Below are 21,558 nucleotides of genomic sequence, written 5' to 3'. Positions count from 1 at the left end.
TCAGTCCGACGGAACCTTCCCGGCACCCGTCAGTGGGCCACGCTGCCCTGCGGTGCGCCGGTGGCACCGATGCCCGCCTTCGCCCCGTACGCGGACGCCACCAGCTTCCCGATCGCCGGGTAGGCGCCCAGCGGCTCGGCCGCGTGGCAGCCGGCCTCCTCGGCGGCCGCCGTCACCAGGCCACCCGGCACCTCGGGCCCGATCAGACAGGGGGCCACGGCCAGCTGCTGCGATCCCGCCGCCGTCAGTTCCGCGGCGGCGCGGGCGACCGCGCCCTCCTCGTCCAGCGGCGCCGCCAGCACGGGCACGGCCAGCCGGGCCGCGAGCAGCATGCCGGTGATGCCCGCGACCTGCACGGCCTCCTCGCCGCCCACGGTGGCCAGAACGATGCCGTCGGCGGCGGTGGCCACGGTGAACAGCCGGGCACGGTCGGCGCGCGCGAGGCCCGCCTCGGACAGCCGCACGTGGACGGCCTCGGCCAGCAGCGGGTGCGGACCGAGGACGTCCGTCAGTTCGGCGCCCGAGCCGCTGTTCAGGACCGCCTGGCGTATGCGGCGGAGCACGGCCGCGTCCGGCCCCGCGAGGAGCGGCACGACGACGGCGCTGAGCTGCTCGGCGCCCGCTGCGGACGGTTCGCCGCGCTCGGCCGCGTCCGCGTCCTCCAGGCGGCGGGCGGCGCGGGCGGTGCGTTCGGCCACGACCTGCGTGAGGACCGCCTCCACTCCGGGGAACGCGTCGTCCGCCCCGTCGACGAAGGCGACGCGCGCGTCCATGCCGGGAAGCTCGGACCGGGCGATGCTGATGATCTCCTCGGCCAGGGAGCGCACCGGGGCCGAGGGCTCGCCGGGGACGGCCAGAACCAGCGCGGGAGCGCCTTCGGGCGCGACGACGGGCTCCGGCCGGCGATGCCTGCCGGGCTTGCGGGGACGCGGCATTCGTACGGGCAGGCCGCCTTCGGGACCAGTGGAGGAGCTCATGGCCCGGCATGCTAATGCCTTGGCACTATGCACAGCTGTGCCGGGGGTGATTGGTCCGTTGATGGGCGTTTCGCCCCGCGCGTCGAGCGGCCCGCACGCCGGGCGTTTTGTGCGACGGCGCACCCGGCACCGGCCTCCCCGCCGGTCACACGGTGCGCAGCAGCACCGGATCGGCGGGCAGCGCGACGGCGTCCCCGGCCAGCCGGGCGGCGACGAGGAGCGCACCGGCGAGCGGATCGCCGGCCGGCTCGGTGAGCCGGGCCCGGGGCAGCCGGTCGGCGAGTTCCCGGCGCAGGGGACCGAGCAGCGGCTCACCCAGGCGCACCAGCCCACCGGTGAGGGCCACGGCCGGTGTGCCCTCCGGAGGGCACACCGCGGCCAGCGCGTCGGCGACGTGTCCGGCCGCGGCCCGCAGAATCTCCGCGGCGACCGGGTCCGTCGCGGCGCAGGCCGCCACCTCGGGAGCGAAGGACGCCAGCACGGCGGGGCGGTCGGCGCGCGGGTAGAGCCGCCCGGGGAGCCCGGCGACCGGACCGAAGTGCGACTCCGCGCGATCGAGCAGGACCGCCGAGCCCGAGACCCTGCCGTCGTGCGCGCGGAGCGCCGCCTCCAGCGCCGCTCTGCCGATCCAGGCGCCGCCGCCGCAGTCGCCCAGCAGGTGCCCCCAGCCGTCGGCGCGGCGCCAGCCGCTGAGGTCGGTGCCCAGCGCCACCATGCCCGTGCCCATGGCGGCCACCGCTCCGGGCCGTACCCCGAGCGCTCCGGCGTAGGCCGTGACCGCGTCGGCGGCGAGGGCGAGCCGGTCGGTGCCGAGCGCCGCGCGGAGCACGCCGGGCAGCCGCGACCGCAGGGCGTCGCCCAGGGACGCCATGCCGGCGGCGCCGACGCACACGGTCGGGACGGGCTCGCCGGAGGCTCCCGCCTCGGTCAGCAGTCTCCGGGCCGCGGACACGACCCGGTTCCCCAGCTCTTCGGCGTCGATCCCGCCGGGCCCGGTTCGAACGGGGGGCGCGGGAAGGACCGGCCCCGTCGGCGCCGGGCTGTCCCGGACGGCGTCGGCGAGCGCGACGCGCAGCCCCGATCCGCCCGAGTCGACGCCCAGCACCCAGCGGCTCACGGCAGACGCCAGTCGACCGGCTCCGCCCCCTGTTCGGCCAGCAGTTCGTTGGTGCGGCTGAAGGGCCGCGAACCGAAGAACCCGCGGTCGGCGGACATGGGGGAGGGGTGGGCGGACTCGACCGCCGGAACCCCCTGCAGCAGGGGACGCAGGTTGCGGGCGTCGCGGCCCCACAGGACGGCGACGAGTGGGGTGCCGCGTGCGGCCAGGGCCCGGATCGCCTGCTCGGTGACCTCCTCCCAGCCCTTGCCCCGGTGGGCGGCGGGCCGCCGGGGGGCGGTGGTCAGGGCCCGGTTCAGCAGCAGGACGCCCTGCCGGGTCCATGGAGTGAGGTCGCCGGTGGAGGGGCGTGGGAGCCCGAGGTCGGTGTGCAGCTCGCGGAAGATGTTCTCCAGACTTCCCGGCAGCGGGCGGACCTCGGGGGCCACGGAGAACGACAGCCCCACCGCGTGGCCCGGTGTGGGATACGGATCCTGACCCACGATCAGCACCCTGACCTCGTCGAAGGGTTGCTGGAACGCGCGGAGGACGTTCGCCCCGGCGGGTAGGTAGGTCCGGCCCGAGGCGACCTCGGCGCGCAGGAAGTCGCCCATCGCGGCGATGCGTCCGGCGACCGGGTCCAGGGCCTTGGCCCAGCCGGCTTCGACGATCTCGTTCAGCGGTCGTGCAGCCACGGTCCTCACCCTACTGGCTCACGCGTCCGCCCGTGGCGGCGTGCTCTGCGTACGGGCCTCACACGCGTGCGGCCCGTACGCAGAGCACGTCGGGGAGATGGGCCACGACCTGACGCCACGACGTGCCGTCGTCCGCGCCGGCGTAGACCTCACCGTTGCGGTTGCCGAAGTACACCCCCGCCGGGTCGTCGCCGTCGGTGCACAGGGCGTCCCGCAGGACCGGGCCGTGGTGGTCCGTCGTGGGCAGGCCGTCGGCCGAACCGGTCCACGAACGGCCGCCGTCCTCCGTCCGGTAGACGCGGCAGCGGCGACCGGCGGGCACCCGGTCGGAGTCGGCGTTCAGCGGGAAGAGGTAGGCGGTGTCCGCGCGGTGGGGGTGGGCGAGGACGGGGAAGCCGAACGTCGACGGCAGCCCCGACTCGATCGCGCTCCACCGCCGTCCGCCGTCGTCGCTGCGGTACACACCCCAGTGGTTCTGCAGGTAGAGGCGGTCCGGGTCCACGGCGTCGCGGGCGACCTTGTGGACGCACTGGCCGAACTCGGGCTGCGGGTCGGGAAGGAAGACGGCCGACACGCCGGCGTTCGACGGCGTCCAGCTCTCGCCGCCGTCCTCGGTGCGGTAGACCCCGCCCGTCGAGACGGCGACCGTCACCCTGCCGGTGTCGCGCGGGTCGACGAGGATCGTGTGCAGACCCAGGCCGCCACCGCCGGGTTCCCACCGCTCCCGGTGGGGGTGCTCCCACAGGGAGCGCACCAGGGCGAAGGACCGCCCGCCGTCCTCCGAGCGGTAGAGCGCGGCCGGTTCCGTGCCCGCGTAGACGACGTCGGGTTCCTCGGCGCCGCCGGGCGCCAGTTGCCACAGCCGTTCCAGTGACGCCCCGGTGTCGGCGGGGAAGCGGATCGCGGGCCGCGCGGGCTCCTGCCAGCCGGCGCCCAGGTCCGTGGAGCGCAGGACGGAGGGGCCCCAATGGGAACTGTCCGCCCCGACCAGCAGCGTCGGCCGACCGGAGCGGGTGTCGAGCGCGAGGGCGGAGACGGCCTGGTCGGTGAAGTACGCCCCCGCCCGCTCCCAGCCCCCGGCGGTGGTGACCGGACCGGAACCGGCCCGGCCGCGGAAGAGGAACAGACCTTTGCGGGTGCCGACCGCGAGCAGCACGTCAGTCATGCGGAACACCTCCGGGACGCTCTGTGCCGCCAGTGTGCCCCCGGCCGCTGACATCGGCGTCCCGGACGGTGTCCGCGCAGGTCAGGCGGCGCGTCCGTACGGGAGCGGAACGGCCGGGCCGCTCGCGCCGAGCTCGCGTGCCGCCCGCCGCGCCCAGTACGGTTCGCGCAGCAGCTGGCGGCCCAGCAGGACCGCGTCGGCCTGGCCCTCCGCGATGATCTTCTCGGCCTGCGCCGGATCGGTGATAAGCCCGACCGCCGCCACGGGAAGCCGCGTCTCGGCCTTCACCCGCGCGGCGAAGGGCACCTGGTAGCCGGGGCCGGCCGGGATGGTCACGTCGGGCGCGTTGCCGCCGCTGGAGACGTCGAGCAGGTCGACGCCGTGCCGGTGCAGGACGTCCGCGAGGCGGACGGTGTCGTCCACGGTCCAGCCGTCGGGCTCGAGCCAGTCGGTGGCGGAGACGCGGAAGAACAGCGGCAGGTCCTCCGGCCAGACCGCGCGCACGGCGTCCACGACCTCCAGGGCGAAGCGGGTCCGGTTCTCGAACGAACCACCGTAGTGGTCCGTGCGGTGGTTGCTGTGCGGGGAGAGGAACTCACCGATCAGATAGCCGTGGGCCCCGTGGATCTCGGCGACCTTGAACCCGGCGTCCAGCGCGCGTCCGGCCGCCTCCGCGAACTGGCCGACGATCTCGCGGATCTGATTCACGGTCAGCTCGTCGGGCACGGGGTGCCGCTCGTCGAACGGGACGGGACTGGGTGCCACCGGCCGCCACCCCTCCTCGTGCGCTCCGAGCGGTGCGCCCCCGCGCCACGGACGGTCGGTGGCGGCCTTGCGGCCCGCGTGTGCGAGCTGGATGCCGGGGACGGTCCCCTGGCCGGTGAGGAAGTCCGTGATGCGGCGCAGTCCGGCGGTCTGCGCGTCGTTCCACAGCCCGAGGTCCGCCGGGCTGATGCGCCCCTCGGGGCTGACGGCGGTGGCCTCCACGAGGATCAGTCCCGTGCCGCCCGTGGCCCGTGCGGCGTAGTGGGCGAGGTGCCAGTCCCCGGCGACTGAGGTCCGCGACCCCTGGGTGGGGGCCGAGTACTGGCACATCGGCGCCATCCAGACCCGGTTCGGCAGGGTGAGGGACCGCAGGGTGCGGGGCTCGAACAGGACGCTCACGAAAGGCTCCTCGAAAACGGTGGCGCGCCTCGGTGCGCGCAGTCATACGATACTCATCGTAGTACGGCGAACGTCAAACTACGAGGATTCTCGTACCATGGGGAACGTGACGACGTCATCCGCCCCTTCCGCCGTCGGCCGGGACCTGCCCCACCCGGACCGCTCGGAGATCCGCCTGGAGTGCGTTCTGCACGCGCTCGCCGACCCCATGCGCCTGGCGGTGGTCCGTCGGCTGGCCGCCGGGCCGGCCGAGCAGAGCTGCTCGGCCCTGGACCTGCCCGTCAGCAAGTCGACGACGACGCACCACTTCCGCGTGCTGCGGGAGTGCGGAGTCATCAGACAGACCTACCGGGGCACGGCCAAGCTCAACCGGCTGCGCCGCGACGACCTCCAGGCCCTCTTCCCCGGGCTGCTGGACGGCGTGCTCGCCGCCGCGGAGGCGGAGGCCGTCCGGCACGCCTGACCGCTGCCCGGCACTCAGCGGCCGTCGCCCCGTGCCGCCGCGAACAGACCGTCCCAGTCCGGGATCTTCGCCGTCGTGCGGCCGAGGCTGCCGCCCAGCCGCGCCTCGGCGGCCTCGACGTTCAGCCATCCCGACCACGGCACGGGGGTGCGGTCCCCGGCACTCAGTCGCGTCAGCGGATCGGCATCGGACACCGGACGCGCCGCGAGGGCGTCGGCGTCCGACAGCAGCGCCGCCACCGTCTCCTTGGCGCACGGCCGGTTCGTGCCGATGACGCTCGTGGGCCCCCGCTTGATCCAGCCGGCCACGTACTCGCCGGGGGAGGGCCGCCCGTCGCGCAGGACTCTGCCGCGGTCGTGCGGAACCGTGCCGCGCGCCGGGTCGAACGGCAGCCCGGGCAGCGGTACGCCCCGGTAGCCGACCGACCGCAGCACCCACTGGGCCTCGATGTCCTCGAACGCGCCCGTCCCCCGGACACCGCCCCGGCCGTCCGGCTCCGTCCGCTCGAAGCGCACGGCCCGGACCGTGCCGGTGTCGCTCCCGAGGATCTCGACCGGGCGCAGGAAGAAGCGCAGCTCGATGCGGCGGCCCGGCCCCGACGCCCCGGTGCGGCTCCAGTCCCCGAGCGCGGCCAGGTTGCGCCGTACGGCGCCGGGCAGCCCCTCCGGCCGCACGTACCCCGGGTCGCGTGCCAGTTCCGCCTCGTGGACGAGCGTCCGCACGCCCGGCAGGGTGCCCAGCTCGCGCAGCTCCCTGGTGGTGAACTTCGCCTGCGAGGGGCCGCGCCGCCCGACCATGTGCACGGTGCGCATGCCGCCGTGCACCAGGTCCTCCAGGGGACGTTGCGGCATGTCCGTCCCGTGCAGCTCCGCGGCGCCCCGGACGAGCATCCGGGCCACGTCGACGGCGACGTTGCCGACGCCGATCACCACCGCTGACCGGGCGGCGAGGGGGAAGCCGTCCCGGGCGTCGGGGTGGCCGCTGTACCAGGAGACGAAGTCGGTGGCCGAGCAACTGCCGTCGAGATCCTCACCGGGGATGCCGAGCCTGCGATCCGTGGCCGCTCCGACGCAGTACACGACGGCCTGGTAGAGGTCACGGAGCTCCTCGGTGGACACGCCGTCGTCGCCGACGCGCACGTTGCCGACGAACCGCACCCTCGGATCCTCCAGCACCCTGCGGAGGTTGTGCTGGAGGGACTTGATCTTCTCGTGGTCGGGTGCCACGCCGTAGCGGACGAGGCCGTAGGGGCACGGCAGCCGGTCCAGGACGTCGACCGCCAGCGTGGACGAGGGGGCCTGGTCCAGCAGCGCCTGCACGGTGTAGACCCCGCTGGGTCCGGAACCGACGACGGCAACGCGCTCCAGAGCACTCACGGCTGTGGCTCTCCCTTCGCCCGGGTACCGTCCAGCATGGCACCGGAACCCGCCGCGCGGGAGGCCGACGGCCGGGCCACGGCCGCCCGTCGAGCCGTTCTGGCGGAGTCCTCCGGCGGCGCTCAGTCCCTCATCGCCCGCATCCGCTCGACCTCGGCCGCCTGCTGCGCCGCCGTGTCCGCCGCCAGCTCCTCCACCCGGACGTCGTTGCCCTCGCTGAGCACCTCGGTGACCATGGTCACCGCCCCGTTGTGGTGGTCGATCATCAGCTCCAGGAACAGCGCGTCGAACGCCTCGCCCTCCGCGCCCCGCAGTTCCGCCAGCTCCTCCTCGGTCGCCATGCCCGGCATGTCGGCGTGGGAGTGCCCGTGCCCGGACGCGCCCGTGCCGTCCTCCTCGGCACGGTCGGGTGCGTGCTGCTTGAGCCATGCCCGCATGGCCGTGATCTCCGGGTCCTGCGCGGCCCTGATGCGGTCGGCCAGTTTCCGCACCGCCGCGCCGCCCGCCCGCTCGGGTGCCAGGTCGGCCATCACCAGGGCCTGCTCGTGGTGCACGACCATGCGGCTCATGTAGTCGACGTCGGCGGTGTTGGGCTGGCGCTCCTTGCGCCCCTGTACCTCCGCCTCCTCGGGGGAGACGGTGCGCGCCCGTTCGCCCGGCTCGCCCGGCGCGATGACCGAGGGACCGGCGGCCGGGCTCCCCTCGGTGTCGCCGGTGCAGCCGACGGTCAGGCCGGCCAGGCCGAGCACGGCCGTCAGGGTGGCGAGGCTCCCGGATACGCGCCGGTGCTGACGGTGCATCACGACGTCTCCTCCTGTGGCGTGGTGGGCCCACGCACGCTCGGGCGGTGCTGGATGGCCACTCGACGTGCGCCGGAGGACAAGACTGCGCCTTGCCCTATTGATCTGTACATGTAAGCGCCATACTGCACGAAGTTTCTGACCGAGCGCCTCCCCGACCGGGAGGGCAGAAGGAGGAGTCCGTGACGTCGTTGCACTCACCCCCCGCACGGCGCAGACGCATAGCGGTGGCCGCGGCGGCCGCCGGCCTGTTCGCCTCGCTGCTCACGGCCGGCCCCGCGGTCGCCGTTCCCGACCCGGGGGACCCGCAGTCCTCGCCCGAGGTCGTCTCGGAGCCGAAGGAAGCGGCCATCGAGGCCGCCGTCGCCCGAGGCGAGCTGCCGGAACCGGGCGAGATCGTCCACAGTGACAACGTCTCCCACCTGACCACGATGCCCAGGACCGCGCTGACCGGCACCAACACGGACATCGCCTTCCAGGGGGACCACGCGTTCGTCGGCAACTACGACGGTTTCGTCGTCTACGACATCAGCACGCCCGCGTCGCCGCGCGTCGTCAGCCAGGTGCTCTGCCCGGGCGGGCAGAACGACATCTCGGTCTCGGGCGACCTGCTCTTCCTCTCCGTGGACTCCTCCCGCAGCGACGACAGCTGCACCAGCGTCTCGCAGCCCGCCACCGAGAAGAGCTCGTGGGAAGGCATCCGCGTCTTCGACATCAGCGACAAGAGCCACCCGCGCTACGTCTCCGCCGTGGAGACGCCGTGCGGTTCGCACACCCACACCCTCGTTCCGGGCAAGAAGAAGATCCACGTCTACGTCTCGTCGTACTTCCCCCGTGACGTCTTCCCCGACTGCCAGCCGCCGCACGACGGCATCTCGATCGTCGAGGTGCCCCGCACGGCGCCCGAGCGGGCCGAGCTCGTCTCCTTCGCCCGGCTGTTCCCCGACGGCGGGTACCCCGGCGAGGAGGACCGCCCCGACAACGTCCCCACCACCGGCTGCCACGACATCACCGCCTACCCGGCTCTGCGCGTCGCGGCCGGGGCCTGTATGGGCGACGGCGTGCTGCTCGACATCAGCAGGCCGGAGCGGCCCCGGGTCATCGACCGGGTGCAGGACCGGGAGAACTTCGCCTTCTGGCACTCCGCGACGTTCAGCCAGAACGGACGCAAGGTGGTCTTCACCGACGAGCTCGGGGGCGGCGTGGGCGCCACCTGCAACGAGCGCACCGGGGACGAGAAGGGTGCCGACGGCATCTACCACATCAGGGGCAAGGGCGCGAAGTCGCGTCTCGACTTCGTCAACTACTACAAGATCCCCCGGCACCAGGCGGACACCGAGAACTGCGTCGCCCACAACGGCTCGCTGATCCCGGTGCGCGGCCGCGACATCATGGTGCAGTCGTGGTACCAGGGCGGCATCTCGATCTGGGACTTCACCAACTCCCGGCGTCCGCGGGAGATCGGCTACTTCGAGCGGGGCCCGGAGTCGACCGAGCGGCTGACGTTCGGTGGCACCTGGTCGGCCTATTACTACAACGGCCACATCTACTCGAGCGACCAGAACGGATTCGACGTCCTGCGGATCGACGACCGGCGCACGGACGGCGCGAAGCGGGTGCGGATGGACGAGCTCAACGTCCAGACGCAGCCTCGCTACCGCCGCTGACCCCGCCACACCGGCACGTCACGCGCAGGGCCCGCAACTCACGGGTGCCGCCGTGCGGTTCGCCGCCCGGCGGCACCCCGAGCCGCCAGTCCAGGCCGTAGCGGCTGAACAGCTCGGCCCGCAGCCGGGGCAGCGGCATGGGAATGCCCGGCAGCAGGAGCGCCACGACGGCGCCCATCAACAGCGCCCGCAGCAGCGGATAGTCGGCGTCGACGTCCGGAGCGCCGTAGCAGGTCATCGCCCGGCGCAACTCCGCCGCGAGCCGCTGCTGCTCCTCGCACTGCACGAAACCCTCCTGCTGGAGGATGCCCGCCATGTGGGTGCGCATCAGCGTGGGATGCGTGCGGGCCAGCCCGAGGACGGCGTCGATCGCCCGCGCCAGCATCTCGCTCCCGGCCTCGGGGCCCTCCGGCCGCGGCTCGGCGTCCAGCGCGGCACTGAGCGTACGGTGCATCAAGCGGTGCACCGCCGACTGCAGCAACTGCCGCTTGCCCGGGAAGTAGTACGAGATCAACCCCCGCGCGGCACCGGCGCGGCCCGCGATGTCCCCGAGCGTGGTGGCCTCGTAGCCGCGTTCGTCGACCAGCTCCACCGTCGCCTGCAGCAGTCGCTCGCGCGAGCGTCGGCGCAATTCTTCGTTGACCGAAGCGCTCCGAGGGGACATGCTGTAACTCCTGCGTTGACTGGCTCCCAGCCAATATACTCAGCCAGGTGCCGGAGCATGCCCCTTCGGGGTAGTCCGGCAGCCGGTCTCGGGCGACGCGGGGGATCGTCCGAGACCGGCCTCGTCGTGCACGTCGCACCCGTTGGCCCCGTGGCTCAGCGCGGCTCAGCCGAGCGCGCGCAGTCCGGGGACGAAGGCCACCAGCAGCGGGACCACGGGGATGAGCGAGGCCAGCGCCGTCACGCGCAGCCGCCGCCCGACCGACAGCCGGTTCGCGGGCCCGAGCAGGCGGTTCACCCGCTGCGGCAGGTCCCCGTGGTCGTGAGCGTGGTCGCCGCCCGGGCCGAACACACCGCGGTCCTCGTTGAGCCCGACCAGCGCCAGCGCCGTGGTCAGCCGGCCGCAGCGGCGTGACGCGACGTCGTCGGCGGCCAGTTCCACCAGCCGGTGCATCTGCTCCCGGAACGCCCGGAAGACGGGCACCCGGGGGAAGGCCGAGGCGAGGGCCGAGGACGAGTGCAGCAGCCAGTCGTGCCGGGCGCGCACGTGCCCCTCCTCGTGCGCCAGGACGGCGTCGAGCTGGCGTCCCCTGAGTCGGTGCAGGGCCGCTGTGGTGATCACCAACCGGGCGTCGGCACCGGGCAGCCACCAGGCGCCGGGACGCTCGTCCTCCAGCACGGTCAGCCGCTCCCCGTCGGCCTCCTCCTCACCGGGCAGCCGGGGCGAGCGCTCCCGCAGCTCCGCCCGGCGGGCCCGGCGCGCGGCGCGGGCGCCGAGCACCTCCCGGCCGAGCATCGCCGCCGTCCAGGCTCCGCCGCCGAAGAGCGCGACGGCGAGCACGGCGGCCCACGGGTCGCCCTCGCCGGAGAGCGCGTAGGCGTCGATGACCTGTTGAGGGGCGGGGGCGAACACATGACCCCTGACGGCCTGCCACGCCTCCGCGCCGCACAGGGCCATGGCCAGGACGCAGCACAGCAGCACGGCCGCCACGACGCACTGCCACACCCACAGGGCGAGGATCGGTTCCCGGTCCGCCCAGGAGCTCCGGGCCAGCAGCCGCGGCGCCGTCGCCGCGGTCAGGCCACCCAGCAGGATGAGGGCGAACGCGACCGTCATGGCGCCAGCCTAGGACGGCCCACTACCCCTCGGTACGCCGACCGCCCCGAAGTGACGCACGCCTCACCGGGCTCGGCGTGCCGCCTCAGCCCAGCAGCATCGCGCACATGGCCAGTGCGAGGGTCAGCCGGCAGGCGTCGGTCACACCGGGCGAGGCGAGGACGGCCGACGGCAGGGGCCCGGGCCCGCCCGAGGCGACCGGCACGGGCAGCAGCCGGACGCCGGCGGCCACCGCGTACCCGGCGAAGTAGAGCAGGAGGCCCCCGGTCACCACGGCGGGCCCGCCGTGGTGACCCGTGCCCATGCCCAGGACCAGGTAGCCCATGGCCGCCGCCTCGGTGAGGTGGTGGAGCTGGTGCCCCATCCCGCGCAGCCGCAGGCTGAGCGCCCACAGCGCCGAGGCGGCGAACAGCGCCGCGTAGAACGGCCCGGGAAGCGGCGCGCCGGGCACCGACATGAGCGCCATCGACCAGGCCATGACGGTCTCGGCGACGGCCGCCTCCCGCGCCCGCCGCGCCGCGCGGCCGACCGTGCCGTCGGCCGCCCCCCGGCGGGCGCGGGCCAGGCAGACCGCGCCGGCGAGCGCGCACACGCCCGCCAGCAACCAGCCGACCAGTGCGGGGCCGTGCATGGCCACCTCCCCATCCCCTCGACGGGGAGTCTGCCCTCACAGGGCGGCGGCGCATGGGGGCGCGCCGGGGCAGAGGGGGCGCGTCGACGTCAGATGCCCGGCCGGTACCGCAGCGGGTGGTCATCGGGGATCTGCACCACGCACAGCCGGACGTCGTCCGGCGCGGCGACCCACATCTCGATCAGCCCCCACGGCTCCCGCACCGGCGTGCGCAGCACGTCCACGTCCCGCTCGGCGAGCTCGCGGTGCGCCTCGGCCGCGTCGGCGACCTGAAGCCACAGCCGCAACCCCGGCGCGCTGGGACGCTCGGAGCGGCCGGACACCTCCAGGAAGCCGCCCCCGAGGAAGTAGACGGTGCCCCGCTCCGGGCCGGTGCCGAACTCCCGCTGGACGGTGAGCCCCACGCGCCTGCCGTAGAAGTCCCGCGTCTCCTCCGGGTCGGTCGGTCGCAACAACACCCTGCTGCTCAGTACATGCACCATGCGGCGACTCTAGGTGTGTTGTCCCGTGAGGTGGGTTCCGCGGGCGGTCCGCGCCGGGGTGCGTCGTACACGGAGACCGCCGGATAGGCTCGGACGCCATGGACACCGCACAGCCCGCCCTCACGTTCCGGACCGCGACCGAGGACGACGTCGAGCCGCTGGTCGCGCTCGTCGAGTCCGCCTACCGGGGCGAGTCGAGCCGCGCCGGCTGGACGACGGAGGCCGACCTGCTGGACGGCCGCCGCACCGACCCCGAGGGCGTGCGCGAGCTGGTGGAGGACCGCGGCAGTCGGCTCCTGGTGGCGGAACGGGACGGGCTGCCGGTCGCGTGCTGCCACCTGGAGCGGCGGGCCCGGCCGGAAGGACCGGTCGCCTACTTCGGCATGTTCGCGGTCCGCCCCGGGCTCCAGGGCGCCGGGCTCGGCCGCCGGGTGCTGGCGGAGGCCGAGCGCGCCGCGGTCGAGCTGTGGGGCGCCCGCATGATGGAGATGACCGTCATCACCCAGCGCGAGGATCTCATCGCCTGGTACGTGCGGCGGGGTTACGCGCGGACCGGCCGGACGAGCCCCTTCCCCTACGGGGACGAGCGCTTCGGCATCCCGCGCCGGCCGGACCTGTGCTTCGAGCTCCTGGTCAAGCCCCTTGGCTGACCGCCGGGGCGTCCGGGGCCCCGCCGGCGAGCGCGTGCCGGACCTCCGGCAGGTCCGTGACGACCCCGTCCAGGCCCAGCTCCCGGGCCCGGGCGAGCTCCTGCGGTGTGTTGACGGTCCAGCTGATGACCTTGATGCCCGCCGTGTGGCAGCGCTCCACGACCTCCGGTCGCAGGTGCCGCAGCTCGCAGGAGACCGTCCGAGCGCCGAGGCGGGCCGCCCGCTCGGGAGCCGTGGGCGTCGAGCCGCCGGTGACCAGGGCGATCGGGATGTCGGGGAGACGCCTGCGGGTCTCGGCGAGTGCTTCCTCGTGGAACGAGATCACCCAGATCCTCTCGTGCAGCCCGCGCCGTTCGACCACCTCGGCCAGGACACGTGCCGCGGCCCGGTCCTTGATCTCCGCCTGCAGGGGGGCCGTGACGGCGTCGACGACCTCGTCGAACAGGGGCACCCGTTCCCCGAGCCCGGCGTCCAGGCCGCGTAGTTCCGCCACGGTCATGTCACCGACGCGCCCGGACCCGTCGGTGGTGCGGTCCACCTCGGCGTCGTGCATGACGACCAGCTCCCCGTCCTTGCTCAGGTGCAGGTCGAGCTCGATCATGTCCAGGCCTTCCGCCTGCGCGCGGCGGAAGGAGCGCAGCGTGTTCTCCGGCTCGACTCCCATGACCCCGCGGTGCCCGACGGTCAGCAGTCCCACGTGGTTCTCTCCTCCGTTGTGCGGGGTTCCCCGGTCCGGCGTCGACCGGGCGCCAGCCTAACCGGCCTGGCCAACGCGGACTGAACGCGGGACGTCCGCCCGGCGGCGTGGGCCGAACGGGTGAGTCGGAGGAGCGAAGGCCCGAAACAGGTCAAACAGCGCTTTCCTCGCTTTTTGCCTCGGGTGTCCTGGGCTTCCGAGGTGTGACCGAAAGAATCCTGCATTTTCCCCAGTGGTTCGGGAAGATTTCCTGCGTCTCCGCTTGAGGTGTGGGACGGGATGTGCCTACGGTAGGTCGTACGAGATTTTCTTCCGTGGAGGGACAGCGATGACGGATATTCTTTCGCCTGCGTTTGCCGAGGGAGATGTTCGTCCTGTCGGCTCGTCGATATCCGCGCCGGTGGACGCGGCCGAGCGGGTGGTCGGCCACCCGGCCTGGGCCGACCTCAAGGACGCTGTGGAGCGGATCCGCCCCTGGCAGGCGAAGGACGGCTCCGTCGACTTCGCGGCCGAGGACGCGCCCACCCGGGAGTCCGTCGAGGCCGAGGTCGAGCGGGTCGTCGCCGCCGTCGAGCAGCTGGCGCCGCTGCTGCCGCACAACGCCTCCTACCACCGGGCTCTGGTAGCCGACCTGCGCCGCTGGGCCGAGGGCGGGTTCCAGGTGCCGGACTTCCTGGACTCGCTGCTCGCCTTCCAGCCCGCCGAGCAGCGCGTGGACGGGCGTCAGCACCTCGTCGTCTTCCCCATGTACACGCAGAACGGCAACCCGAACCGCAACCTGGAGGCCGTCGTCCTGCGCATGGTGTGGCCCGACTGGCTGGCCGACCTGGAGCGCACCCGCTACGACAACCCGCTCTTCCTCGGCATCACCTTCGAGGACTTCACCAGCGGCTACGACACGCACTCGGCCGTCCTCTTCCCCGAGACCATCGCGGTGCGCGAGGCCCCCGAGCGGTTCACCTGGGGCGGCATCTTCTGCGACCGCGAGGCGGCCCGCTTCCGTCGCGTCGTCGAGTCCGCCTGCGACGTGACCAGCCTGCGGCTCCCCGAGGACGCCCTGGCCCTCCTCGACGACCAGGAGCGCACCCAGCAGGCCTTCGTGCTGTGGGACATGGTGCACGACCGCACGCACAGCCACGGGGACCTGCCGTTCGACCCGTTCATGATCAAGCAGCGCCAGCCGTTCTGGATGTACGGCCTGGAGGAGCTGCGCTGCGACCTCACGGCCTTCCACGAGGCCGTCAAGCTGGAGGCGGACGGCGTCCCGCAGGGCCGTGACGTGCAGTACGCCGTCCTCCTGGACCGGCTGTTCCGCTTCCCCGTCAGCGGGGAGCGCAACCGCAACTACGACGGGCTCGGCGGCCAGCTGCTCTTCGCCTACCTCCACCAGAGCGACGCCCTGCGCTGGACCGACAACAAGCTCACCATCGACTGGGACCGCGCCCGCGAGGTCACCGTCCAGCTCCGCGAGGAGATCGAGACGCTGTACCGCCGGGGTATCGACCGGCCCAAGCTGGTGCACTGGCTGAAGGCCTACGAGCTCGTCTCGACGTACCTGGCTCCGCACCCCGGCTCCACCTGGGCCAAGGGACCCGAGGCCCTCGACCTGAGCCTGCCGCCGCGCAAGCTCGTCGACGAGGTGCATCCGGACGAGTTCCCGCTCAGCATGTTCTATGAGGCGCTGGCCAAGAAGCTGCGCGGTGTGATCGCCTCCACGGAGGGCATCACCGCGGACCGTGCCACGGCTCCCGTGGCGGCGTGAGTACACGCGTCACCGGCGGCAGCGGCGGTGGTATCGGAACAGAGCGACAGGCGGGCACAGTGGAGGCGAGTGGCATGACGAGCGGCACCCCGGGCAACGGCGGAGCGGGATCACTGGAGGGCGCGGTCGTGGCCGTCGCCGGGGCCGGCGGACCCGCCGGACACGCGACGCTGCTGCGGCTCGCGGAGGCGGGCGCCGTCGTCGTCGGCGCCGACGCGGACCCGCAGCGGCTGGCCGAAGGCGTCGACGCGGCCCGCTTCGCCCACGGCGGTGCCACCGTCATCGGCGACACCGTGGACCTGCTGAACCTCGACGAGACGAGGGAGTGGGCCCGGCGCACCGAGAAGGAGTTCGGCCGGATCGACGGGCTGGTCCACCTGGTCGGAGGCTGGCGCGGCTCGGCGACCTTCGCCGACACCGACCTCGCCGACTGGGAGCTGCTGGAGAAGCTGCTCATCCGCACCGTCCAGCACACCTCCCTCGCTTTCGAGGGCGCGCTCGCGCGCTCCGGCCGGGGCCGGTTCCTGCTCGTCAGCGCCGCCGGAGCGGGCAGGCCCACGGCCGGCAACGCCGCCTACGCCGCAGCCAAGGCCGCCGCCGAGGCGTGGACGCTCGCCATGGCCGACGCCTTCCGCAAGGCGGGGGGCGAGCAGGGGCCGCAGGCGGCGGCTGCGATCCTCGTCGTGAAGGCGCTGGTGCACGACGCCATGCGAAGGGAGCGCCCGAACGCCAAGTTCGCGGGCTTCACCGACGTCACCGACCTGGCGGACGCGATCACCGGCACCTGGTCCACCCCCACCGAGGAAGTGAACGGAAACCGCCTGTGGCTCACCCCGAAGCCCTGAACGACCCCACGCCCGTGCGGACCGACGCCAAACGGCGCCACGACCCCCGGGCGCGCGGGTTCGCCAGCGACAACTACGCGGGCGCGCACCCGGAAGTGATGGCGGCCCTCGCGCTGGCCAACGACGGGCACCAGACGGCCTACGGCGGGGACGAGTACACCGAGCACCTGCAGCAGGTGGTGCGCCGGCACTTCGGCCCCCGCGCGGAGGCGTTCCCCGTCTTCAACGGGACCGGTGCCAACGTCGTCGCGCTCCAGGCGGTCACCGACCGCTGGGGCGCGGTCATCTGCGCCGAGAGCGCGCACATCAACGTCGACGAGTGCGGGGCGCCCGAGCGGGTGGGCGGGCTCAAGCTGCTCACCGTCCCCACGGAGGACGGCAAGCTGACCCCCGAGCTGATCGACCGGGAGGCCTACGGCTGGGAGGACGAACACCGCGCCATGCCGCAGGTCGTCTCGATCACCCAGAGCACGGAGCTGGGCACCCTCTACACGCCCGCGGAGATCAGGGCCATCTGCGAGCACGCACACGAACGCGGCATGGTGGTGCACCTGGACGGTTCACGGATCGCCAACGCCGCCGCCGCCCTCGACGTGCCCATGCGGACGTTCACCAACGTGGCCGGTGTCGACCTGCTCTCGCTCGGCGGCACGAAGAACGGCGCGCTGTTCGGCGAGGCCGTGGTCGTCCTCAACCCCGGCGCCGTCCGGGCGATGAAGCACCTGCGCAAGCTGTCGATGCAGCTGGCCTCGAAGATGCGCTTCGTCTCGGTGCAGCTGGAGGCCCTCCTGGCGGGGGACCTGTGGCTGCGCAACGCCCGGCACGCCAACAGCATGGCCCAGCGGCTCGCGGAGGGCGCCGGCGCCGTCAAGGGCGTGGAGATCCTCTACCCGGTACAGGCCAACGGCGTCTTCGCCCGGCTGCCGCACGACGTCAGCGAGCGGCTGATGAAGCACTACCGCTTCTACTTCTGGGACGAGGCCGCGGGCGTCGTGCGCTGGATGTGCGCCTTCGACACCACCGAGGAGGACGTCGACGGCTTTCTCGCGGCGCTGCGGGCGGAACTGGACTCCGGCTCCTGAGCCGGCGCCCCCGCAGCCGTGAGAGACGGCCGCCGCCGGACCCCGGTCCGGCGGCGGCCGTCTCTCACGGCTGCGGGGGCGCCGGCGCGGTGCCGCCCAGGTGGGCGGGCAGCCACCAGGCGTCGTCCGCGTTCTTCGGCCGGGCCGGGTAGGCGCGCTGAGCGGCCTCCAGCAGCTCCTGCACCCGGCCGCGCAACCGCTCGGTGACGGCGCCGACCGACTCCCCGGCTCGGGGGAGCAGCGGCGCGCCGACGCGGATGGTGATCGGGAAGTGGTTGCGCCCGAAGTCGCGGGGGCGCCCCTTCGTCCACAGGCGCTGCGTGCCCCACAGGGCCACCGGGAGGAGCGGAACCTCGGCCTCCTGCGCCATCCGCGCCGCGCCGCTCTTGAACTCCTTGAGCGTGAACGACGGCGAGATGGTCGCCTCCGGGAAGACGCCGACGATCTCCCCCGACCGCAGTGCCCGCACCGCGTGCCGGTAGGCGTCCTTGCCCGCCGAGCGGTCCACCGGGATGTGCTTCATGGCCCGCATCAGGGGACCGGAGACCTTGTGGCGGAAGACGGACTCCTTCGCCATGAACCGCACCAGCCGCTTCGCGGGCAGGGCGGCTCGTCCGGCGAAGATGAAGTCCAGGTAGCTGATGTGGTTGCTGACCAGGACGGCACCCCCCCGCTGCGGCACGTGCTCGGTCCCCTCGATGTCGAAGCGCAGGTCGATCGCCTTGAACCAGGTGAGCGCCGTGCGGATGACGGGGGGATAGACGAGCTCTGCCATGGGGGTCCTTCGAGAAAGCGGCTGCTGGGCGGGGTACCCGGCCAGTCCTGTGAACTTACGCGTCCGTAACTTCCCGGGCCAGTCCGGGGTGAGGAGATCCCGATCACGTTGGTCGCGGGCCCCGCCGCCCTGCGGGGAACCGCGCGCGAGGCGAGAAGTCCGCACGTCACAGCGTCCGTACCGAGTGACGGGGAACGGTCTCGCGCGCCGGGCGCGCAGGGGACCGATGCGATGCTGGCAGGGGCGGAAAAGGCCCGGACGGCCGAGGGGCCGTCCGGCGACCGGAGGAGAGGAGAGGCGGGCATGACCGAGCGGAGCCGGACACGGCGCCTGAGCGCGGCGGACCTCGCCGTGGCGCGGCTGGGGGAGCGGGCCACGCTCGTGCAGTTCTCGACGGCGTTCTGCCAGCCGTGCCGGGCGACGCGCGGCGTCCTGCGGCAGGTCAGCGGCATGGTCGACGGCGTGCTCCACGTGGAGGTCGACGCCGAGGACCGGCTGACGCTCGTCCGGGACCTGCACATCGAGGCCACCCCCACCGTTCTGGTGCTCGACGAGGGCGGGCGCATCGTGCGCCGGGCCGTCGGCCCTCCGCGCACCGTCGACGTGATCGCCGCGCTGGGCGAGGTCCTGTGAGCCGCGCGTGACGGATCTCGCACCCCCTGGCTCCCGCCGCCGCTTGACGCCGCCCACCGCCAATCGTCAGGGTGACGTTATGGGTGAGGTCAGACGGTCCGGGAGCCGCCGGTGAAGCCGGCGGGCGCGGTGGGCGCCGCGCTGCTCGACGGTGGCCCCGACCTGTTGCGCGCCGCGTTCCGCCGTCACCCGGCCGGAGTGGCCGTGATCACCGCCGCCGCGCCCGCCGCGCCTGGCGCGGGCGGCGCGGCGGCGCGTCCGGTCGGCTTCACGGCCTCGTCGGTGGCGTCGGTCGCCGCGGACCCGCCCCTGCTGTCCTTCGGAGTCGGTACCGGTTCGTCCACCTGGCCGGTCCTGGCCGAGGCCACCCATGTGGGGGTGCACTTCCTGGGCGAGCACCAGCAGGACGTGGCCGAGACGTTCGCCCGGCACGGCGCGGACCGCTTCGCGCCTCCCCTCACGTGGCGCCCGGGCCCCTTCTCCGTGCCCGTCCTGGGGGACGTCCCGGTGTGGCTGGTGTGCCGGGTGGCGGGCCGTGTGCCCGCGGGCGACCACCGTGTGGTCATCGCCGAGGTGGTGGCGGGCGACGCCGCCGGCCCCGGCCGGCCGCTGCTCTATCACCAGGGGCGCTTCACGGCGTTGCGTGATTGAGTCGAGTCAGCGTTTCGCTCTTCCCGCGTTGGCAAGGTCACAGTTAACCGGCCTTGCCTCCCGGGAAAGTGATGGATGTACTGGCGAGTAATAAACTGGTCGGAGGGACCGGTCCACCCGACCGGAACCCGCCCCAGCAGGCGCCTATGCTGCCTGCGAAGGCAGCAGCCCGTAAAGACGATGCAGTAGGAGAGCCGGCGTGAGCTTGAGGATCGTTGTCTGTGTGAAGTACGTGCCCGACGCCACCGGCGACCGGCACTTCGCCGAGGACCTGACCACTGACCGCGACGCGGTGGACGGCCTGCTCTCGGAGCTCGACGAATACGCGGTGGAGCAGGCGCTGCAGATCGCCGAGAACGCCGACGACGCCGAGGTCACCGTGCTCACGGTCGGCCCGGAGGACGCGAGCGACGCGCTGCGCAAGGCTCTGTCCATGGGTGCCGACAAGGGCGTGCACGTCGAGGACGACGACCTGCACGGCACCGACGCCATCGGTACCTCCCTGGTGATGGCCAAGGCCATCGAGCAGACCGGTTACGACCTGGTGATCTGCGGTATGGCCTCCACCGACGGCACGATGGGCGTGCTGCCCGCGCTGCTGGCCGAGCGGCTGGGCGTGCCGCAGGTGACCCTGCTCTCCGAGGTCTCCGTCGAGGACGGCAAGATCACCGGCCGCCGGGACGGCGACTCCGCCACCGAGCACCTGGAGGCCGCGCTGCCGGCCGTCGCCTCGGTCACCGACCAGTCCGGCGAGGCCCGCTACCCGTCCTTCAAGGGCATCATGGCGGCCAAGAAGAAGCCGGTGGAGTCCCTGGACCTGGACGACCTGGACATCGAGGCCGAGGAGGTCGGTCTGGAGGGTGCCTGGACGAAGGTCGAGGACGCCACCGCACGTCCGGCCCGCACCGCCGGCACCGTCGTGAAGGACGAGGGCGAGGGCGGCAAGCAGCTCGCCGAGTTCCTGGCGGGCCAGAAGTTCATCTGAGCACCGCCGCCCGCCCCCAAGCCCGCACATTCCTCGCAGGAGCAATCCCATGGCTGAAGTCCTTGTCTACGTCGACCACGTGGACGGCGCCGTCCGCAAGCCCACCCTGGAGCTGCTGACCCTCGCCCGCCGTATCGGCGAGCCCGTCGCCGTCCACCTCGGCCCCGGTGCCGACACCGCCGCCGCGACCCTGGCCGAGTACGGCGCGGTGAAGGTCCTCGCCGCCGACGCCCCCGAGTTCGCCGACTACCTGGTCGTGCCCAAGGTGGACGCGCTGCAGGCCGCGTGCGAGGCGGCGTCCGCCGAGGGCTCCCCGGCCGCCGTGCTGCTGCCCTCCTCCGCCGAGGGCAAGGAGATCGCGGCCCGCCTGGCGCTGCGTCTGGGCTCCGGCATCATCACCGACGCCGTCGACCTGGAGGCCGGTGACGAGGGTCCGGTGGCCACCCAGTCGGTGTTCGCCGCCGCCTTCACCACCAAGTCCCGCGTCTCCAAGGGCACCCCGGTCATCACGGTCAAGCCCAACTCCGCCGCTCCCGAGGCCGCCGCGGCGGCCGGAACCGTCGAGCAGCTGTCGGTCTCCTTCGGCGAGCTGGCCACCGGCACCAAGGTGGTCTCCCGCAAGGAGCGCGAGTCGACCGGGCGTCCGGAGCTGACCGAGGCCGCGATCGTGGTCTCCGGCGGCCGTGGCGTCGGCGGCGCGGAGAACTTCAACGTCGTCGAGGCGCTGGCCGACTCCCTCGGCGCCGCCGTGGGTGCCTCCCGCGCCGCCGTCGACGCCGGCTGGTACCCGCACTCCAGCCAGGTCGGCCAGACCGGCAAGACCGTGTCGCCGCAGCTGTACGTCGCGGCCGGCATCTCCGGTGCGATCCAGCACCGCGCCGGTATGCAGACCTCGAAGACGATCGTCGCCGTCAACAAGGACGCCGAGGCCCCGATCTTCGACCTGGTCGACTACGGCGTGGTCGGCGACCTGTTCGAGGTCGTCCCGCAGCTCACCGAAGAGGTCAAGACCCGCAAGGGCTGACCGCCTCCGGCACACGACGGCCGGGGTCCGCGCAGCAGTCGCCGCGCGGGCCCCGGCCGTTCGCGTGTCCCACCCGGCCGGCGGGCGGGTGTTGACGTGCGGGGAGCGGGAGGCATAGCGTCCAGGAAATTCAACGTTTTGTTGATGATTCGAGGATG

23 protein-coding genes are annotated in these 21,558 nt (G+C 73.3%); 10 read left to right on the top strand and 13 right to left on the bottom strand.

Going from position 1 to position 21,558, the window contains the following annotated elements:
* Positions 1 to 29 precede the first annotated feature (29 nt).
* From V6D49_RS01290 to V6D49_RS01270, 5 genes are all read right to left on the bottom strand, one after another.
* Entirely contained in the window at positions 30 to 977 is a 948-nt protein-coding gene (locus V6D49_RS01290) for a hypothetical protein (protein WP_340556322.1), read from the bottom strand.
* A gap of 145 nt (positions 978 to 1,122) precedes the next feature.
* Complete coding sequence (locus V6D49_RS01285) at positions 1,123 to 2,094, bottom strand: N-acetylglucosamine kinase (RefSeq protein ID WP_340556320.1); 972 nt, start codon at positions 2,092 to 2,094, stop codon at positions 1,123 to 1,125.
* Positions 2,091 to 2,768 carry a uracil-DNA glycosylase gene (locus V6D49_RS01280; RefSeq protein ID WP_340556318.1) on the bottom strand — a complete coding sequence of 226 codons (678 nt, stop codon included), beginning with the start codon at positions 2,766 to 2,768 and terminating at the stop codon, positions 2,091 to 2,093. Before V6D49_RS01280 ends, V6D49_RS01285 begins: the two co-directional genes overlap by 4 nt.
* Positions 2,769 to 2,826: 58 nt before the next feature.
* Positions 2,827 to 3,933 (bottom strand): WD40/YVTN/BNR-like repeat-containing protein, encoded by a 1,107-nt coding sequence (locus V6D49_RS01275; RefSeq protein WP_340556316.1) that lies wholly within the window; start codon positions 3,931 to 3,933, stop codon positions 2,827 to 2,829.
* A gap of 81 nt (positions 3,934 to 4,014) precedes the next feature.
* Positions 4,015 to 5,097, bottom strand: a complete 1,083-nt coding sequence (locus V6D49_RS01270; RefSeq protein ID WP_340556314.1) for an NADH:flavin oxidoreductase/NADH oxidase — start codon at positions 5,095 to 5,097, stop codon at positions 4,015 to 4,017.
* A gap of 97 nt (positions 5,098 to 5,194) precedes the next feature.
* On the opposite strand from V6D49_RS01270, the gene V6D49_RS01265 reads away from it, so the two are divergent.
* Positions 5,195 to 5,560, top strand: coding sequence for an ArsR/SmtB family transcription factor (locus tag V6D49_RS01265; protein ID WP_445330448.1), 366 nt, complete (start codon positions 5,195 to 5,197; stop codon positions 5,558 to 5,560).
* Positions 5,561 to 5,574: 14 nt separating this feature from the next.
* Here the strand turns inward: V6D49_RS01265 and V6D49_RS01260 are convergent, their stop codons facing one another.
* Together V6D49_RS01260 and V6D49_RS01255 are read right to left on the bottom strand one after the other, a co-directional pair.
* Positions 5,575 to 6,927, bottom strand: a complete 1,353-nt coding sequence (locus tag V6D49_RS01260; RefSeq protein ID WP_340563600.1) for an FAD-dependent oxidoreductase — start codon at positions 6,925 to 6,927, stop codon at positions 5,575 to 5,577.
* A gap of 131 nt (positions 6,928 to 7,058) precedes the next feature.
* Positions 7,059 to 7,736 carry a DUF305 domain-containing protein gene (locus tag V6D49_RS01255; protein WP_340556310.1) on the bottom strand — a complete coding sequence of 226 codons (678 nt, stop codon included), beginning with the start codon at positions 7,734 to 7,736 and terminating at the stop codon, positions 7,059 to 7,061.
* 182 nt (positions 7,737 to 7,918) lie between these two features.
* Between V6D49_RS01255 and V6D49_RS01250 the strand changes: the two genes are divergently transcribed.
* Complete coding sequence (locus V6D49_RS01250; protein WP_340556308.1) at positions 7,919 to 9,403, top strand: LVIVD repeat-containing protein; 1,485 nt, start codon at positions 7,919 to 7,921, stop codon at positions 9,401 to 9,403.
* Here the strand turns inward: V6D49_RS01250 and V6D49_RS01245 are convergent.
* The 4 genes from V6D49_RS01245 to V6D49_RS01230 form a co-directional block, all read right to left on the bottom strand.
* Positions 9,369 to 10,067 carry a TetR/AcrR family transcriptional regulator gene (locus V6D49_RS01245; protein ID WP_340556306.1) on the bottom strand — a complete coding sequence of 233 codons (699 nt, stop codon included), beginning with the start codon at positions 10,065 to 10,067 and terminating at the stop codon, positions 9,369 to 9,371. The two genes, V6D49_RS01250 and V6D49_RS01245, sit on opposite strands and share 35 nt — an antisense overlap.
* 165 nt (positions 10,068 to 10,232) lie before the next feature.
* Positions 10,233 to 11,183, bottom strand: a complete 951-nt coding sequence (locus V6D49_RS01240) for a M56 family metallopeptidase (RefSeq protein WP_340556305.1) — start codon at positions 11,181 to 11,183, stop codon at positions 10,233 to 10,235.
* An 85-nt stretch (positions 11,184 to 11,268) separates the two neighbouring features.
* Entirely contained in the window at positions 11,269 to 11,814 is a 546-nt protein-coding gene (locus tag V6D49_RS01235) for a DUF5134 domain-containing protein (RefSeq protein WP_340556304.1), read from the bottom strand.
* Positions 11,815 to 11,903: 89 nt separating this feature from the next.
* The gene (locus V6D49_RS01230) at positions 11,904 to 12,296 is read right to left on the bottom strand and encodes a VOC family protein (RefSeq protein WP_340556303.1); all 393 of its coding nucleotides are present in this window, start codon (positions 12,294 to 12,296) and stop codon (positions 11,904 to 11,906) included.
* A gap of 98 nt (positions 12,297 to 12,394) precedes the next feature.
* On the opposite strand from V6D49_RS01230, the gene V6D49_RS01225 reads away from it, so the two are divergent.
* The gene (locus V6D49_RS01225) at positions 12,395 to 12,946 is read left to right on the top strand and encodes a GNAT family N-acetyltransferase (RefSeq protein ID WP_340556302.1); all 552 of its coding nucleotides are present in this window, start codon (positions 12,395 to 12,397) and stop codon (positions 12,944 to 12,946) included.
* Here the strand turns inward: V6D49_RS01225 and V6D49_RS01220 are convergent.
* A complete protein-coding gene (locus tag V6D49_RS01220; protein WP_340556300.1) occupies positions 12,930 to 13,643 on the bottom strand; it encodes a glycerophosphodiester phosphodiesterase in 714 nt (237 codons plus the stop codon). The two genes, V6D49_RS01225 and V6D49_RS01220, sit on opposite strands and share 17 nt — an antisense overlap.
* Positions 13,644 to 13,971: 328 nt before the next feature.
* On the opposite strand from V6D49_RS01220, the gene V6D49_RS01215 reads away from it, so the two are divergent.
* The 3 genes from V6D49_RS01215 to V6D49_RS01205 all read left to right on the top strand — a co-directional run bounded on the left by V6D49_RS01215 (position 13,972) and on the right by V6D49_RS01205 (position 17,332).
* Positions 13,972 to 15,405 (top strand): DUF6421 family protein, encoded by a 1,434-nt coding sequence (locus tag V6D49_RS01215; RefSeq protein ID WP_340556298.1) that lies wholly within the window; start codon positions 13,972 to 13,974, stop codon positions 15,403 to 15,405.
* A 74-nt stretch (positions 15,406 to 15,479) separates the two neighbouring features.
* A complete protein-coding gene (locus tag V6D49_RS01210) occupies positions 15,480 to 16,250 on the top strand; it encodes an SDR family NAD(P)-dependent oxidoreductase (RefSeq protein ID WP_340556296.1) in 771 nt (256 codons plus the stop codon).
* Positions 16,247 to 17,332: a threonine aldolase family protein gene (locus V6D49_RS01205; protein WP_340563597.1), complete on the top strand. Its 1,086-nt coding sequence runs from the start codon at positions 16,247 to 16,249 to the stop codon at positions 17,330 to 17,332. The genes V6D49_RS01210 and V6D49_RS01205 overlap by 4 nt, the downstream gene beginning before the upstream one ends.
* Before the next feature lie 64 nt (positions 17,333 to 17,396).
* Here V6D49_RS01205 and V6D49_RS01200 read toward each other — a convergent pair whose 3' ends face one another.
* Positions 17,397 to 18,107 (bottom strand): lysophospholipid acyltransferase family protein, encoded by a 711-nt coding sequence (locus tag V6D49_RS01200; RefSeq protein WP_340556294.1) that lies wholly within the window; start codon positions 18,105 to 18,107, stop codon positions 17,397 to 17,399.
* Positions 18,108 to 18,410: 303 nt separating this feature from the next.
* Here V6D49_RS01200 and V6D49_RS01195 point away from each other — a divergent pair, with 303 nt between their 5' ends.
* The 4 genes from V6D49_RS01195 to V6D49_RS01180 all read left to right on the top strand — a co-directional run bounded on the left by V6D49_RS01195 (position 18,411) and on the right by V6D49_RS01180 (position 21,400).
* The gene (locus tag V6D49_RS01195; RefSeq protein WP_340556292.1) at positions 18,411 to 18,740 is read left to right on the top strand and encodes a TlpA family protein disulfide reductase; all 330 of its coding nucleotides are present in this window, start codon (positions 18,411 to 18,413) and stop codon (positions 18,738 to 18,740) included.
* A gap of 111 nt (positions 18,741 to 18,851) precedes the next feature.
* Complete coding sequence (locus tag V6D49_RS01190; RefSeq protein WP_340556290.1) at positions 18,852 to 19,391, top strand: flavin reductase family protein; 540 nt, start codon at positions 18,852 to 18,854, stop codon at positions 19,389 to 19,391.
* A 199-nt stretch (positions 19,392 to 19,590) separates the two neighbouring features.
* A complete protein-coding gene (locus V6D49_RS01185; protein WP_340556288.1) occupies positions 19,591 to 20,376 on the top strand; it encodes an electron transfer flavoprotein subunit beta/FixA family protein in 786 nt (261 codons plus the stop codon).
* 49 nt (positions 20,377 to 20,425) lie between these two features.
* Positions 20,426 to 21,400 carry an electron transfer flavoprotein subunit alpha/FixB family protein gene (locus V6D49_RS01180; RefSeq protein ID WP_340556286.1) on the top strand — a complete coding sequence of 325 codons (975 nt, stop codon included), beginning with the start codon at positions 20,426 to 20,428 and terminating at the stop codon, positions 21,398 to 21,400.
* Positions 21,401 to 21,558: the final 158 nt, after the last annotated feature.

Source organism: Streptomyces sp. GSL17-111 (assembly GCF_037911585.1).
GTDB lineage: Bacteria > Actinomycetota > Actinomycetes > Streptomycetales > Streptomycetaceae > Streptomyces.
The sequence above is the reverse complement of the archived record's forward strand: the minus strand, read 5'-3'. Positions and strand labels throughout refer to the sequence as shown.